This window comes from Bradyrhizobium sp. 27S5 (assembly GCF_037217225.1).
In the GTDB taxonomy this organism is placed as follows: Bacteria; Pseudomonadota; Alphaproteobacteria; order Rhizobiales; family Xanthobacteraceae; genus Bradyrhizobium; species Bradyrhizobium septentrionale.
On sequence record NZ_CP147714.1, the window covers coordinates 4,136,148 to 4,149,897 of the forward strand.

The 13,750-nt window shown below is 64.7% G+C and carries 15 protein-coding genes and 1 pseudogene; 9 read left to right on the top strand and 7 right to left on the bottom strand.

Annotated features, from left to right (window positions below; genetic code table 11):
* Window positions 1-18 precede the first annotated feature (18 nt).
* The gene (locus WDM24_RS19040; RefSeq protein ID WP_338832092.1) at window positions 19-834 is read left to right on the top strand and encodes a glucose 1-dehydrogenase; all 816 of its coding nucleotides are present in this window, start codon (window positions 19-21) and stop codon (window positions 832-834) included.
* Between the two features lie 99 nt (window positions 835-933).
* Here WDM24_RS19040 and WDM24_RS19045 read toward each other — a convergent pair whose 3' ends face one another.
* Both WDM24_RS19045 and WDM24_RS19050 read right to left on the bottom strand, forming a co-directional pair.
* Window positions 934-2,166 (bottom strand): lytic murein transglycosylase, encoded by a 1,233-nt coding sequence (locus WDM24_RS19045; protein WP_166294990.1) that lies wholly within the window; start codon window positions 2,164-2,166, stop codon window positions 934-936.
* 55 nt (window positions 2,167-2,221) lie between these two features.
* Window positions 2,222-2,794, bottom strand: coding sequence for a MarR family winged helix-turn-helix transcriptional regulator (locus tag WDM24_RS19050; RefSeq protein WP_338701316.1), 573 nt, complete (start codon window positions 2,792-2,794; stop codon window positions 2,222-2,224).
* Window positions 2,795-2,887: 93 nt separating this feature from the next.
* Here WDM24_RS19050 and WDM24_RS19055 point away from each other — a divergent pair, with 93 nt between their 5' ends.
* The 4 genes from WDM24_RS19055 to WDM24_RS19070 all read left to right on the top strand — a co-directional run bounded on the left by WDM24_RS19055 (window position 2,888) and on the right by WDM24_RS19070 (window position 5,623).
* A complete protein-coding gene (locus WDM24_RS19055; RefSeq protein WP_338700629.1) occupies window positions 2,888-3,361 on the top strand; it encodes a carboxymuconolactone decarboxylase family protein in 474 nt (157 codons plus the stop codon).
* Between the two features lie 51 nt (window positions 3,362-3,412).
* Window positions 3,413-3,919 (top strand): cupin domain-containing protein, encoded by a 507-nt coding sequence (locus WDM24_RS19060; protein WP_338832093.1) that lies wholly within the window; start codon window positions 3,413-3,415, stop codon window positions 3,917-3,919.
* 147 nt (window positions 3,920-4,066) lie between these two features.
* A complete protein-coding gene (locus WDM24_RS19065) occupies window positions 4,067-4,960 on the top strand; it encodes a dihydrodipicolinate synthase family protein (RefSeq protein ID WP_338832094.1) in 894 nt (297 codons plus the stop codon).
* 240 nt (window positions 4,961-5,200) lie between these two features.
* Window positions 5,201-5,623, top strand: a complete 423-nt coding sequence (locus WDM24_RS19070) for a chorismate mutase (protein WP_338832095.1) — start codon at window positions 5,201-5,203, stop codon at window positions 5,621-5,623.
* Window positions 5,624-5,724: 101 nt separating this feature from the next.
* Here WDM24_RS19070 and WDM24_RS44270 read toward each other — a convergent pair.
* The 4 genes and pseudogenes from WDM24_RS44270 to WDM24_RS19100 form a co-directional block, all read right to left on the bottom strand.
* Window positions 5,725-6,501 (bottom strand): annotated as a pseudogene (locus WDM24_RS44270) (IS5 family transposase).
* Between the two features lie 169 nt (window positions 6,502-6,670).
* Window positions 6,671-8,257: a M23 family peptidase gene (locus WDM24_RS19090; RefSeq protein WP_338832097.1), complete on the bottom strand. Its 1,587-nt coding sequence runs from the start codon at window positions 8,255-8,257 to the stop codon at window positions 6,671-6,673.
* 144 nt (window positions 8,258-8,401) lie between these two features.
* A complete protein-coding gene (gene efp / locus WDM24_RS19095; RefSeq protein WP_029083344.1) occupies window positions 8,402-8,968 on the bottom strand; it encodes an elongation factor P in 567 nt (188 codons plus the stop codon).
* 165 nt (window positions 8,969-9,133) lie between these two features.
* A complete protein-coding gene (locus tag WDM24_RS19100) occupies window positions 9,134-9,859 on the bottom strand; it encodes a hypothetical protein (protein WP_338832098.1) in 726 nt (241 codons plus the stop codon).
* A 243-nt stretch (window positions 9,860-10,102) separates the two neighbouring features.
* On the opposite strand from WDM24_RS19100, the gene epmA reads away from it, so the two are divergent.
* Genes epmA through WDM24_RS19120 form a run of 4 tightly spaced genes read left to right on the top strand, consistent with a single transcriptional unit; the run spans window position 10,103 to window position 12,755 of the window.
* Window positions 10,103-11,155, top strand: coding sequence for an EF-P lysine aminoacylase EpmA (gene epmA, locus WDM24_RS19105; RefSeq protein ID WP_338832099.1), 1,053 nt, complete (start codon window positions 10,103-10,105; stop codon window positions 11,153-11,155).
* On the top strand, window positions 11,152-12,243 hold the full coding sequence (locus WDM24_RS19110) for a lysine-2,3-aminomutase-like protein (RefSeq protein WP_338832100.1): 1,092 nt from the start codon (window positions 11,152-11,154) through the stop codon (window positions 12,241-12,243). Before epmA ends, WDM24_RS19110 begins: the two co-directional genes overlap by 4 nt.
* Before the next feature lie 7 nt (window positions 12,244-12,250).
* Window positions 12,251-12,463, top strand: coding sequence for a hypothetical protein (locus WDM24_RS19115; protein ID WP_338832101.1), 213 nt, complete (start codon window positions 12,251-12,253; stop codon window positions 12,461-12,463).
* A gap of 25 nt (window positions 12,464-12,488) precedes the next feature.
* Window positions 12,489-12,755 (top strand): hypothetical protein, encoded by a 267-nt coding sequence (locus WDM24_RS19120; protein ID WP_166295008.1) that lies wholly within the window; start codon window positions 12,489-12,491, stop codon window positions 12,753-12,755.
* A 119-nt stretch (window positions 12,756-12,874) separates the two neighbouring features.
* Here WDM24_RS19120 and WDM24_RS19125 read toward each other — a convergent pair whose 3' ends face one another.
* Entirely contained in the window at window positions 12,875-13,714 is an 840-nt protein-coding gene (locus tag WDM24_RS19125; protein ID WP_338832407.1) for a DMT family transporter, read from the bottom strand.
* Window positions 13,715-13,750: the final 36 nt, after the last annotated feature.

The window sequence follows — 13,750 nt, forward strand, 5'->3', positions numbered from 1 at the left end:
GAAACGTTGGGAGTGAACATGTCAGGACAGGTTCAAGGCAAGGTCGCGCTGGTGACCGGCGGCGCATCAGGTATCGGCGAGGCGATCGTTGAATTGTTCGCGCAGGAAGGCGCGACCGTTGTTGCGACCGATATCGACGAGTTGAGGGGACCGGAGCTCGCCGCGCGGCTCAAGAAGGCGGGTCGCGAGGTGATCTTTCTGCCGCAGGACGTCACCAGCGAGGAGCGCTGGATCGAGGTCGTCGCTGACATCGGCAAGCGCTATGGCCGCCTCGATATCATGGTGTCGAACGCCGGCATCGGCATCGGCGCGCCTTCGATTGTCGAGATGTCGCTCGCCGACTGGCGCCGGCAGACCGCGATCAATATCGACGGCGTGTTCCTGTCGGTGAAGCATTCCTTGCCGCTGATGCGCAAGCATGGCGGCGGCTCCATCATCATGATGTCGTCGCTCGCGGGTCTGCGCGGAGCCGCGAACCTCTCCGGCTACAGCGCGACCAAGGGCGCGGTGCGGCTGTTCGCCAAATCGATCGCGATGGAATGCGCGCAGGTGAACGACGGCATCCGCGTCAACTCGGTGCATCCCGGCATCATCGACACGCCGATCTGGGGCAAGATCCCGACCGGGGCGACCGGCGCCGGCCAGAACGCGCCGATCGATCCGGAGGAGCGCGCGAGATTCGCAACGCCGCTCGGCCGCGCCGGCCAGGCCATCGAGATCGCGCAGGGCGTGCTCTATCTCGCCTCCGACGCGTCGCGCTACGTCACCGGCACCGAGCTCGTGATCGACGGCGGCATGAACGCGGGCGGCGTGGTGCGACAGCCGGCGAAGTAGGGACCGTAGCCCGCATGAACGAAGCGACATGCGGGAATGCGGCCCCCGGATATCGCTTCCGCTCACCCGGGCTACGCAGCTCACCGTGACGGCAGAGGGCTAGCCGCCTTGCCGTAGCCGCGCCAGCACCTTGAGCCCGCCGTAACCATCGGCGGGCAACAGGCCCATTTTGACCTGATAGTCCTTGATCGCCTTCATGGTGTCGTTGCCGACGCGGCCGTCGGTGCCGCCGGTGTCGAAGCCGGCCTTGGTCAGGCGCGTCTGCATCTCCTGCACCTCCGCGAGCGTCAGTGCGCGCTCCGAGCCGGGGAAGGGCTGGATGAAGGGCGGTCCGCCGAGGCAGCGGTCGCCGAGATGGCAGATCGCCAGCGCGTAGTTCATCGAGGGATTGTAGCTCTTCACCGAATTGAAGTTGGGGCCGAGCAGGAACGCGGGGCCGCCGGCAACCGGGATCCAGAGCTGCGCTGACGCGTTCGGCTGCGGAAACGGCTGGCCGTCGGCTCTGACGACGCCGGCGCTGGCCCAGGCCGCGTAGGTGCGGCTGCCGCTGGCACCGCCGGGCGCGCGGACCTCGTAGCCCCAATGCTCGCCGCGGTGCCACTTGCCGCGATTGACCAGGTATTTCGCAGTCGAGCCCAGCGCGTCGTCGGGACGGCCGAACGGCGAGACCTTGCCGTCGCCGTCATAGTCGAAGCCGACATTGAGCCAGACTTCCGGCATCCATTGCGAATGGCCCATCGCGCCGGCCCAGGAGCCGTTCATCTCCTCAGGCGTGCTCCAGCCGCGCTGCACGATCTTCATCGCGTTGATCAGCTCGGTCTCCCAATAGGCCTTGCGACGCGGCTCGTTCCAGGCGAGCGCCGCAAGCGAGGGAAACACCGGCGTCATGTGGTTCTGCTGCACCAGCGGATCGCCATAGGCTGATTCGACGCCCCACAGCGCGAGCAGCGTGCCGCGCTCGACGCCGAAGTCGCGCTCGATCCGGCCGAACAGCGCCTCGTTCTTCTTGAGCGCCTCGCGGCCGTGGATGATCCGCCAGTCGGAGACGCGCCGGTTGATGTACTGCCAGATCTGCTCGTGGAATTCGGGCTGGTTGCGCATCTGCCTGAACACGCTCATGTCGGGCTCGACCCGTCCCATGCAGCGGTTCCAGGTCGCCTCCGAAATGCCCTTTGCGAGGGCGCGGGCGCGAAAATTGTCGCGCCATTGGTCGAAGCCAGGAGGCGCGGCCGCCAGCGCGTCGAGCGGATTGGTCAGCGCGACGCCTGCCGCGAGCCCCGCCTTCAGGAGGTCGCGACGGGTAGGGGAGTTCAAAGAATCAGGCTGTTTCATGCGGCCAGTCTAGCGGCGCCGTCGAAATGGGCCAAAAGCCACGCCGCCGCATGGACTAGCTATCCTGCAAATCTGTGGCGATTTTTGACAGCCATTGGCGGACAATTTGTTCCGACTTGCCGTCAAGGCTGGCGGCGAGCCGGCGCTCCTGCGCCTGGGCGATATGGCGGCATTTCTCCAGCAGCGCGGTTCCATGGCTGGTCAGCGTCCACTGCAGCACCCGGCCGTGGACGGGGTGCGGCGTCTTGCGGATCGCGCCGTCGCGTTCGAGGTTGCGGATGATCACGCTGACGGTCTGCGGAGTCAGAAACGCCACCCGCGCCAGATCGGCGCCTGAGAGCCCCGGATAGGCCTTCAGCATCGTCAGCACGACGAATTGCGGCGAGGTGACGCCAAGCTGCGCGAGCGCGCGCTCCATCGACAGCCGCGAGGCCGCGTGCGCCTGGCGCAGCAGATAGGCGAGATAGCCCTGTTCGCCGCGCTTGCCTTCGCCGGGCGGCGGGATGGGCGTGGCGAGCAGGGCGTCTGCGGCCGATCCTGTCCCGACAGTAACCTTGCCGGCCGCCGTTTTCTCCGCCGGCCGCCGCTCGGCGACGCCCGATTTCCCGCGTTTCTGCATTCCCGCCATGTCGTCCGATGCCGCCTTCGCCGATGTCCGCATCTTGCTCAGTATCAGAGCTCTGATAATATATCAGTACACTGATAACATGAGGCCAGGCCGATGTCACATGCCCGCAAGGAATACACCGACTTCGAGAAGCTCGCGCCCGATGTCTTCGCCACCGTGCGTGCGCTCGGCCAGTTCGCGGCCAAGGCCGGTCTCGACAAGCAGCTGCTCGAGCTCGTCAAGCTGCGCGCCTCGCAGATCAACGGCTGCGCGTTTTGCGTGCAGTACCACATCCTGCAAGGCGAGAGCCTCGGCGTGCCCACAGACAAGCTCAACCTCGTCGTGGTGTGGCGCGAGGCGCCGCAGTTCTCGGCCCGCGAGCGCGCGGCGCTGGCCTGGACCGAAGCGCTGACGACCTTGCCGAACGGTGTCAGCGACGAGGTCTATGCCGAGGTCTCCGCCGAATTCTCCGAGCAGGAGCTGACCTATCTCACCTCGGCGATCGCATCGATCAATGTCTGGAACCGGTTCGGCGCAGCCTATCGCTGGACGCCGCCGCCGCGCAGGCAGAACGCGGCGGCTTCGTGAGCCGGACCGCGCGCGACGAATGAAGCAGCAACTGACAGGGGAGAAACACCAATGACCTCGATCGTGATGACACCATTTCTTCCATTCGCGCGACCGCCGCGGCCGGTCTCGCTGGCCATAGCAGCGGGACTGGCCTGCGCCTTCGTGATCGGCAAGGCCTTGCCGACGCCGATGGATGCGATCGCCTCGGTGATCGCGCCGCTATGCGCGAGCGCGAATGCGGCGTCGCCGCTCGACAAGGTCGAGGTCATCACCTCGCATGCGTTGCCGAACGTGGCGGGCAAGCGGGTCACGGTGGTGCGCGTGTTCTACGGTCCCGGCGGGTTCACGCCGCCGCACCGTCATTCGGGTTCGGTGACCGCCTACATCACCAAGGGTGAAATCCGGTCCCAGCTCGGCGGCGGACCGGTCGAGACCTTCAAGGTCGGCCAGTCCTTCTTCGAGCCGCCGGGCTCGACCCACATGGTGTCGGCCAATGCGAGCACCACGGAGCCGGCGGAGCTGATCGCCGTGTTCGTCGCGGATGAGGGCGCGCAGCTGACCACGATGCTCGAATAGCGATCGGCGGGGCTCAGGTCTTGCAAGACGCGCGCACTGGACCAGTTCGGTGCCGAACTCGCGTGAAAGTGGACCTTGCGCGCAATGCGGTGCGTGGATTGATTGCGCGACAGGTTGCTGCGCAGGCTACTGACGAGGAACAAACCGATGACAAGTCTGAAGGGGCTCTCCGCCTTCCCGATTACGCCCTCGAACCGGGATGGGCGGGTGGATGTGGGAGCTCTCCGCGCATTGCTCGAGCCCGTGATCGCGGCGAAGGTGGATTCGATCGGGCTGCTCGGAAGTACCGGTTCATATCCGTATTTCAGCCGCGACGAGCGGCGGCGGGCCGTTCAGGCAGCTGTTGCCCTGGCCGAAGGTCAAATGCCGATCTTGGTTGGCATCGGCGCACTGCGCACCGACGATACGGTGCGGCTGGCCCAGGATGCGCGTGCGGCCGGCGCGACGGCCGGCCTTTTGGCGGCGGTTTCCTATACGCCTTTGACCGACGACGAGGTCTTTGAGCATTTTCAAACCGTGGCCCGCGAGAGCGGGCTGCCGATTTGCATCTACGACAATCCCGGAACGACCCATTTCCGATTCACGCCGGCACTCATCGGCCGTTTGAGCTGCGTCGAGGGGATCGTCGCGGTGAAGAGTCCTGCGCCGGACGCGTCCGCTGTGTCCGGCCATCTCGGGGAATTGCGGGCTGTCGTTCCAGGCGGCCTCGCGTTGGGTTACAGCGCCGACTGGAATTGCACCGAGGCGCTGTTGGCAGGTGGGGACACCTGGTACAGCGTTCTTGCAGGCATTTTCCCCAAGGTTTGCGTGAACATCGTCCGTGCCGTGACGAGCGGCGATGCGGTCCGGGCGCGGCAGCTCAATGCGAGTCTGCAGCCGATGTGGGATCTGTTCAAGACATTCTCGGGTCTGCGCGTTGTCTACGCGATCGCCAATCTCAGAGGTGTCTGCGTGGCCGAGCCGCCGCGTCCGATCTTGCCGCTGCCCGCGGACGCCCAGAAGAAGATCAGTGAGGTGTTGGCCGGAATGGACATCGGTTGATCGCATCACACGGTGTGATGGCGCGCATCGATGCCATTTCGAATGGAGCCCGCGGTCGTCCCGCTGGCGTCGTGGCTTCCATCGGCGTGCAAAATCGGCATAACAATCGCTGGAGCGTTTTCGAGCGAAGTGGACGCCGGTTCGCGTGAAGAAAGCGCGTCAAGACAAGAAACTAGAGCTTCGGTTCTGATTCCATCAGAACCGAAGCTCTAGGTGTGCTCGCTAGCCCGGAGGTGTTCGATGCGATTGCCGGCAATTCTGTTGACGCTTCTGGTTCCCGCGATGGCCTGGGCCGAGGAGCCGGCAACCAATGCGCCTGCGCTGTGGGGCAGTCCCACCGTCGACAATGGCGCGTGCTGCAAGACGCTTGGCGAGGTGCGCAGCAATATCGACCGGCTCGACCGCGAGATCGTGCGCCTGATAGCCGAGCGCGGCCGTTACGTTCATGAAGCTGCCCGCTTCAAGGCCAACCCCGCGCAAGTCGAGGCGCCGGAGCGCGCCGAGGCGGTGGTGAAGAAGGCGATGGCGCTCGCGGAAGCGGACGGGCTGTCGCCCAAGGTTGCCGAAGCCGCCTATCGCGCGATGGTGCGCGCCTTCATCGACTACGAGCAGGGCATCTTCGCCGATGCCGCCGCGCGCGGCGACGCGCCCTGGAAGAAGTAAGCGCACGCGCTGACCATGCGGTGCTCGCTCCAGCGCATGGTCGCGAAATAGCCGGTCGACGGCACTGCACAGCGATGGTGCGCGCTAGGTGGTGTGGACACTTATCGCATCCATAGGACGATGGCTGCGAGAGTGACGACGGCCAGGTAATTTCGGGCGGTCTTTTCGAAGCGGGTTGCAACGCGGCGGAACTGCTTGAGCTTTGAGAAGCAGCACTCGACGAGATGGCGCTGGGCATAGAAATGCTTGTCGAGTGGATATTTGAGCGCACGTGACGGGTTGTTGGGGATGACGGCGAGCGCGCCTTTGGCGGCGACGGCTTGGCGCAAGTGGTCGGCGTCATAGGCCGTGTCGGCCATGACGACCTCGGCGGATAAGCCTTCGATCAATGCGGCGGCTTGCGGTGCATCGCCCTTCTGACCTGCGGTAAGCGTGAACCGCACCGGACATCCCAAGCCGCGGACGGCCATGTGTATCTTGGTGCTCAGGCCGCCGCGCGAGCGGCCGATCGCTTGATCTTCCGCTTGATCTTCAGACCCCCCTTTTTGGCGCCGGCGGCGTGCTGATGCGCCCGAACAATGGTGGAATCGACGATCAGATATTCGAAGTCCGGATCATCGGACATCGCCTCGAAGATCCGCCACCAAACACCCTTGATGCTCCATCGACTGAAGCGCCGGAACACGCTGTTCCAGTCCCCAAACACCTCCGGAAGATCGCGCCAGGGAGAACCCCGTACGCACGATCCACAGCACACCTTCCACGAACATCCGGTTGTCGCGCCCGGTGGAGCCCTTCTGATCGGGGCGCCCTATGATCAGCGGCGCTATCCGCTCCCACGCCGCGTCGCTCAATACCAAACGGTCCATCACACCCAAGGCTGCCTCCCCAAAAGCAGCCTTGAATCTGATTTGCTCCTAAAAGGGAATCCTTAGAGTCCACACCACCTAGAGCTTCGGTTCTGATTGAATCAGAACCGAAGCTCGAGCTTCTTGTTTTGACGCGTTTTCTTCACGCGAACCGGTGCCCACTTCGCTCGAAAACGCTCTAGTTGCCGCCACCCTCCAGGGTGTCGATGCGATGCACGACGTCGTCGGGCAGGGCGTGCGCCACGGCGGCCGCAGGTCCGGGCTCGGGTCCGATCTCGCGGCCGCGGCCGCGGATCAGCCGCTCATAGGCCGACACCAGCGTGGTGTACGGATTGACCCACAGCCAGCCGTCGCGGGTGAACACCTGGACGTCGAAGTGCAGATGTCGCGAGGTGCCGTTGGGGTGGTCGAGATAGTTCGAGACCACGCCGATCTTCTCGCCCTCGCTGACGCGGCGTCCGTTGAGCAAACCATCGGCATCCATCGCCGACGGGTTCATGTGCATGTAGCGGAAGCGGATATGCTCGGTGCGGGTGTTGACCTGTAATGTCGCGGCCTGCTGCTGCGGCGAACGGATCACGATGCTGTCGCGCACCGCGACCACGCCCTGCTGCTTGGGGTCGCAACCGTCCTTGCTGTCTGCGGGACAGGCGCCTGGCCTGATATCCTGGCCCTGATGGCCAAAGCCGCTGGTGCATTGGCCGACCTCAAAGCTGCGGGCCTCGCAGAAATTGTCCTGCCAGGGATACACGTCGACCGTCGCGCCCGCCTTGCGCCTGGCGAAGGATTGCGAGTGTGCGAAGGCCGGCGCCTTCTCCAGTGGAAAGCGGATCTGCGAATAGACGGTGAAGTCGGCGTGGCCCCCTTGCTGCCTGTGTCCGCCGCTGCCCGCGACGATGTCGCCGCTCGGGCGGTAGGTGAAGTCAGCCGATGCGGCCGCCGGCCGCTCCGCGATGTCGGAGGCGATGTCGCTGCGCGACCGCGACGGCTGGCCGCCTGCGATGTGCAACGCCTTCAGGAAGCGCTCGGCGACCGGATAGGCCTCACGACAGGCCAGCCGCTTCGGCCGCGGCGCGCTGTCGAGGCACTGGATCGAGACGACATAGGGAATCCCGAAACGGGTGAAGGCGTAGCGGACATAGCCTTCGCGGATGAAGCGGCGGATGTCCGGAAACTGCGCGGCCAGCGTCTTGACCGGCTCGCCCTTGCCGCCGAGCCGGTCGGCGAGGTCGTAGACCAGGATCGAGCCCGAGATCTGCACCTCGACCGGTTTGGCAAACGTCCGCGGCGGCATGCCGTCGCCGGCGCCCGGGTCGAGCGAGAACACCGCGTCGTAGCCGGACGTGCCGGCATGAAAGATATCGGCCGCGCGGAAATCGGCCTGATAGCGCGCGACCGAGAGGCTGTCCGGCGCACCGCTTTGCCGCGCATCGAGATAGCTTGCGGGGTCGAACGGCAGCAGCACCGGGATCGGGCTGCGCGCGATGCCGGGGAAGAGCGGCGACGTCAGCGCGTTCAGTTGCACCAGCGCGGGGGTCGCGCGCGGATCGGTGGCCGGGACCCGGCGTTGGCCGGCGAAGGCGAAGTTGGAGGCAATCGCCGGGCGGGTGCCGATCTCCTGCCGCAACTGGTCGAGCACCGCGCGCCATTCGACCCGCATGGCCGAGATCGACGCCGTTCGGAATTCGTCGGCATGAGCGCTGGGAGGAGGCGAGAGCAGGACTGCCAGCCAGCAACTGATGAAGCTGACAACCTTCCTGTTCACTGCACCCCCCGGCTCATGTCTGACCGCCGGGGATTCTAAAGCAATATCCGGAAAACTGTGTAGCGGTTTTCCGGAAACTTTATGCTTAAACAACGAGCTGATGCGCGGTGATGATTCATTCTAAATTACACCGCGCCTCAGCGCTCAGTCCTTGGCGCGTTCGACGTAGGAGCCGTCCTCGGTCATGACCACGATGCGCGTTCCGGCGGCAACGTGCGGCGGCACGCCGGTGCGCACGCCATTGGACAGGATCGCGGGCTTGTAGGACGAGGAGGCGGTCTGCCCCTTGGTGACGGGCTCGGTCTCGACCACTTCCAGCGTCACGCGCTGCGGCAGCTGGATCGCGACCGGGTTGCCCTCGTGCATCGAGAGCTTCACGGTCATGTTCTCCTGCAGATACGGCGAGGAGGAGCCGACGATCTCCTTGGAGACCTGGACCTGATCGTAGTTGTCGTTGTTCATGAAGTGGAAGCCGTCGGCGTCTTCATAAAGGTAGTTGTAGTTGTGGTCTTCGACGGTGGCCTTCTCGACCTGGTCGGTGGTCTTGTAGCGCTCGGAGACCTTCACGCCGTCGCCGATGCGGCGCATTTCGATCTGGCTGACCGGGGTGCCCTTGCCGGGGTGAATGTTCTCAGCGGACAAGACCACATAGAGCCGACCGTCCTGCTCGATGATGTTGCCCTTGCGGATGGAACTGGCGATGACTTTCAAAGGTGTTTTCCTGAATTTGGGAGGCGGGGGCGCAAACCGGATGGCAGCCCCTCGGCCATGGCGGCGATTTCGGGCTGCAACATACTGATTTGTCCCTGAGATGCCAGCCTTTTGCGGCCGATTTTGGCAGTTTGCCAACCGCTGAAACCGGCCCGGAACGGGCCGTTATGGCTGGTCCTTGCCGGGGATATTGCGGGCCTTCGCGTTGTGTTCGGCAAAGCTTGCAGGAACCGAAAACGTCCCGGTCTTCAGATCGTAGACGCAGCGCCAGTCCTCGACCCATGGGAAGGGGGGATGCTCGCCCTGGATGTCGAAGGACATGCCGAGCACGAGGTAGCGGCTGTCGGGCCATTTCATGCCCAGCCAGGCGTAGTTCTCGTCAAAACCCTTGATCAGTCCGATCTGCATATGGTCGAGCGTATAGGGGTCATCCGGGTCGCGGCGCACGCCTTCGGCTGCCGGCTGGGTGTAGAAGAAGTCCCAGGCGGCCTCGCCAAGCGGCTTTTCGGTCGCCGGCACGAACCGTTCGCCGGTCCGCTTGTAGAGGTAGAGGGTGTGGTAGCCGGCGCCGAGCTTCTGCATCCGCACCAGCCAGCGGCTGTCCGGGCTGAAGCGGAAGCCAGCCTGATAGCCGGCCGCATCGGTGCCTTCGCCCTGGTTCAGCAGCGCGCCGTGCTTGCGGGCGCGGTCGAAGGTCCAGAACTGGAAGAGGAGACCTTCATCGCCCATGTCCTTCGCATACTGCTCGACGCGGACCGTTCGATCCGGCGAGGTAAAGCTTGCGTCCGCAACCCGCTTGAACTCGCTGCCCGGGCTGTCGGCCATTGCCGGCGTCGCCGCGGCCAAGCCGAGCAACAGCAGCAGTCCTGCACTTCGTAACCAGCCGACCATGGGCGCATCCCGTTTTCGCGCAACTGGCGGTGGGACGCGCGAACCGGTGTTCAGGTTCAGCGGATCGCGAACATGGACAAGGCGGGCGTCTTTCGACATGAAGGGATCAGCTAAGCCGGGTGGCGCGGAGACCAAGGTCGTGTGGGCCATGAAGTCATTTGAAATCAGTCACTTGTTCCCGACTCTTAAGTGGAGCCGGCGGCTTGTTGATGTGGAATCCATGAGATCCGGGGTGCACCGGCAATGACGGGTCATGACCAGACCTCGCCGTGGTGGACGCCGCAGCGCTATGCCGACCGCCGGCCATTCCTGCAGGCGCGGTCCGCGATCACGCGGGCGCTCCGCGGCTGGTTCGAGGAGCAGGGATTCGCTGAGGTCGAGACCGCCATCCTGCAGATCTCGCCGGGCAACGAGACGCATCTGCACGCGCCGCGCACCGAGCTCACGCGGGCCGACGGTTCGCATGCGACGCGCTATCTGCGCACCTCTCCGGAGTTCGCCTGCAAGAAGCTGCTCGCGGCCGGCGAGCCCAAGATCTACGAGTTCGCGCGGGTGTTCCGCGACCGCGAGCGCGGCGATCTGCATTTGCCCGAATTCACCATGCTGGAATGGTACCGCGCCAATGCCCCCTACGATGCCATCATGGCCGACACGATCGTCGTGATCGCGCATGCGGCGCAGGCGACCGGGATCGGGCGGTTTTCCTTCCGCGGCAGGATGGCCGATCCGTTTGCCGAGCCGGAGCTGCTGACGGTCGCGGCCGGCTTCGAGCGCTTCGCCGGCATCGATCTGCTGGCAACGATTGCGGGCCGCAAGGGCGATCGCGAGGCGCTGGCGTCGGCGGCGAAGGGGCGGGTGCGGATCGCCGACGACGACACCTGGTCGGATATCTTCAGCAAGGTGCTGGTCGAGCATGTCGAGCCCAATCTCGGTCAGGGCCGTCTGACCGTGCTGTTCGAATACCCGTCGCCCGAGGCCGCGCTGGCGCGCACCAAGGCTGGCGAACCACGCGTCGCGGAGCGTTTCGAGGTCTATGCCTGCGGGGTCGAACTCGCCAACGGCTTTGGCGAGCTGACCGATGCGGTCGAGCAGCGCCATCGTTTCACCGCTGATATGGACGAGAAGGCCCGCCGTTACGGCGAGCGCTATCCGCTCGACGAGGATTTCCTTGCCGCGGTCGGCCAGATGCCGGAGGCCAGCGGGGTTGCGCTCGGCTTCGACCGGCTGGTGATGCTGGCGAGCGGCGCACCACGAATTGATCAGGTGGTCTGGACAGCGCCTGCAGGAGAGACATGAACAGGATCGATCCGAAGATGGCGGCGACCCTGCGCCAGCCGCGCGAACTGGTCGATGCGGGCCTCGCGCCGGTCGATGCGCTTGCCGGGCTCGAGCAGGTGGCCGCGCGCTACGCGGTCGCGGTGACGCCGGAGCTTGTCGCGCTGATCGATCCGGCCGACGTCAACGACCCGATCGCACGGCAGTTCATCCCGAGCGCCGACGAGCTCATGGAGCAGCCGGGCGAGAACGCCGATCCGATCGGCGACGATGCGCATTCGCCGGTTTCCGGGATCGTGCATCGTTATCCTGATCGGGTTCTGTTCAAGCTCGTGCATGTCTGCGCGGTCTATTGCCGGTTCTGCTTCCGGCGCGAAATGGTCGGGCCGGGAAAGGCCTCGGCCTTGTCCGACGACGCCTATCGCGCGGCGCTGGATTACATCCGGAGCCATCGGGAGATCTGGGAAGTCATCCTGACCGGCGGCGATCCGCTGATGCTGTCGCCGCGCCGGCTGACCGAGATCATGGCCGATCTCGCTGCCATCGATCATGTGAAGATCATCCGCATCCACACCCGCGTCCCGATCGCCGATCCCGGACGCATCAATTTCGACATGATCGCGGCGCTGCGGGTCGAGGGCGCGACGACCTGGATTGCTGTTCACGCCAACCATCCGCGTGAACTGGGCGTCAATGCCCGCGCGGCGTGCGCGCGCCTTGCCGATGCCGGCATCCCGCTGGTCAGCCAGTCGGTCCTGCTGCGCGGGGTCAACGACGATGCCGCGACCCTCGAGGCGCTGATGCGCGCCCTCGTCGAGTGCCGCATCAAGCCGTATTATCTGCATCATGGCGACCTTGCGCCCGGCACGGCACATCTGCGCACCACGATCGAAGCGGGGCAGGAGCTGATGCGGGCCTTGCGCGGCCGTGTCTCCGGACTGTGTCAGCCGGACTACGTGCTCGACATCCCCGGCGGCCATGGCAAGGCGCCGATCGGCCCGGCTTATTTGTCGCAGTCGGCTTCGCGCGAACGTGAAGATTCCGCGGAACGGCGCTACCGTATCGTCGATTATTGCGGTGACGTTCATCTCTACCCGCCGCAATCGTGAGCCTGTCATGAGCGGGGCCGGGGACGGACGGCAGGAGCCGCCCGAGGACGAGAGCAACCGCAGCATCGAAAATGCTGTGATGTTCGGCTTCTTTGCGGTGCTGGTCGCCGCGGGAATCTGGCTCCTTGGCACGATGGCCGATATACGGAAAGTGCAGGATTGCGCAGCGCAGGGACGACGCAATTGTGCTACCGTCGAGGCGCCGGAACGGGCGCGATAGGGTTGAGAAGCAGCGGAGACGCGAGATGCGGAAGACAGTTTTGGTGATGGCTCTGATGATGGTTGCCCTTGGAGCGCCCCAGATCGGAGCACCCCAGGCTTGGGCGCAGCAGCAGGGCGGATCGTCCTCCATGCAGAAGAGCGCGCCGCTGCCGGAGGCGCCGATCGGACATCGTCAGCCACGCCGCGGCGACGTTCCCAACGAGAAGAACCTCAACGATCCGAACAGCGCGGTGAACAAGGAAGACGCCGCGCTCGACAGGAAGATCAAGAACATCTGCCGCGGTTGCTAGGCTGCGTTCTCATTAACTTCGACGACGCCGGCTTCGCTCCGATAGCGGCGATCTTGTGCCAGCGCGCAAAATGATGCGATCGGCCGAACCCGGAAGTCGCCGCGGCGAGACTTCCGGGTTCAAACGGGTCGAGCGCGTGGTCTTGCTTGGGTCATGGCGACGCCGGAGATCGCGAGCAGTCCACCGACAATCAACTTTGGCGTCATGCGGTCACCAAGGAACAACACGCTCGAAATCAAGGCGAACACCGGAAGCAGCAGGCCGAATGGTGCGACGCGGCCCATGGAGCAACGGGCAATCAGCCAGAACCAAAGGCCAAACCCGACAATTCCTCCGATGAAGATTGTGTAGGCGAGTGCCAGCCAACCGCGTCCGTCCGCCGTGACAAGGCTCGCCAGCTGTCCGTATTCGAGCAGCAGCGACATCACCATGACCTGCGGCACCGTGAGCAGCGACGACCACCCCATCAACATCAGGGGATCAAAAGGGCCATAGCGTTTCGTCAAGACGTTGGATACGGCGAATGCGAAGGCTGCGCCAACCACAAGCAGCAGCGGAAGCGGGTTCGCCGACAGGCCTGGCTCCGCTGCCAGCACGACGACGCCGGCGAATGCGAGCACCACTCCGGCTGATGTGATGAGCGACGGTCGCTCCGCGAGCAGCGGCCAGGCCAGCAGGACCGTGAAGGGCGTGGCGAGTTGATAGGCGATGGCCGACAGGCTTCCCGAGCCGAGCCCAAGGCCAACATAGAACAGCCCGAAGTTCAGTCCGCCAAGGAAAAGAGAAATAGCGGCGACAGGGCCGAACTGTTGGCGCGTGGGTCTTTTGACGAACGGAACAAGCAGCAGCGCGAGGAAGAACAGCGGCGGAAACTCCGCAACTCCCACCTTGATGGCCACGAACTGATAACCCCACAGCAAGGGAACGGCCACTGCGCAGACCATCTGAATGGCAGACATGGCATCTTTTCTTTCAAGACCGTTCAGTCCAGATTT

What these genes read in the sequence shown, in the direction of transcription:
- WDM24_RS19040 (WP_338832092.1), top strand. Translation starts at nt 19, where the DNA reads ATGTCAGGACAGGTTCAAGGCAAGGTCGCGCTGGTGACCGGCGGCGCA.
- WDM24_RS19045 (WP_166294990.1), bottom strand. Translation starts at nt 2,166, where the DNA reads ATGAAACAGCCTGATTCTTTGAACTCCCCTACCCGTCGCGACCTCCTG.
- WDM24_RS19050 (WP_338701316.1), bottom strand. Translation starts at nt 2,794, where the DNA reads ATGGCGGGAATGCAGAAACGCGGGAAATCGGGCGTCGCCGAGCGGCGG.
- WDM24_RS19055 (WP_338700629.1), top strand. Translation starts at nt 2,888, where the DNA reads ATGTCACATGCCCGCAAGGAATACACCGACTTCGAGAAGCTCGCGCCC.
- WDM24_RS19060 (WP_338832093.1), top strand. Translation starts at nt 3,413, where the DNA reads ATGACCTCGATCGTGATGACACCATTTCTTCCATTCGCGCGACCGCCG.
- WDM24_RS19065 (WP_338832094.1), top strand. Translation starts at nt 4,067, where the DNA reads ATGACAAGTCTGAAGGGGCTCTCCGCCTTCCCGATTACGCCCTCGAAC.
- WDM24_RS19070 (WP_338832095.1), top strand. Translation starts at nt 5,201, where the DNA reads ATGCGATTGCCGGCAATTCTGTTGACGCTTCTGGTTCCCGCGATGGCC.
- WDM24_RS19100 (WP_338832098.1), bottom strand. Translation starts at nt 9,859, where the DNA reads ATGGTCGGCTGGTTACGAAGTGCAGGACTGCTGCTGTTGCTCGGCTTG.
- epmA (WP_338832099.1), top strand. Translation starts at nt 10,103, where the DNA reads ATGACGGGTCATGACCAGACCTCGCCGTGGTGGACGCCGCAGCGCTAT.
- WDM24_RS19110 (WP_338832100.1), top strand. Translation starts at nt 11,152, where the DNA reads ATGAACAGGATCGATCCGAAGATGGCGGCGACCCTGCGCCAGCCGCGC.
- WDM24_RS19115 (WP_338832101.1), top strand. Translation starts at nt 12,251, where the DNA reads ATGAGCGGGGCCGGGGACGGACGGCAGGAGCCGCCCGAGGACGAGAGC.
- WDM24_RS19120 (WP_166295008.1), top strand. Translation starts at nt 12,489, where the DNA reads ATGCGGAAGACAGTTTTGGTGATGGCTCTGATGATGGTTGCCCTTGGA.
- WDM24_RS19125 (WP_338832407.1), bottom strand. Translation starts at nt 13,714, where the DNA reads ATGTCTGCCATTCAGATGGTCTGCGCAGTGGCCGTTCCCTTGCTGTGG.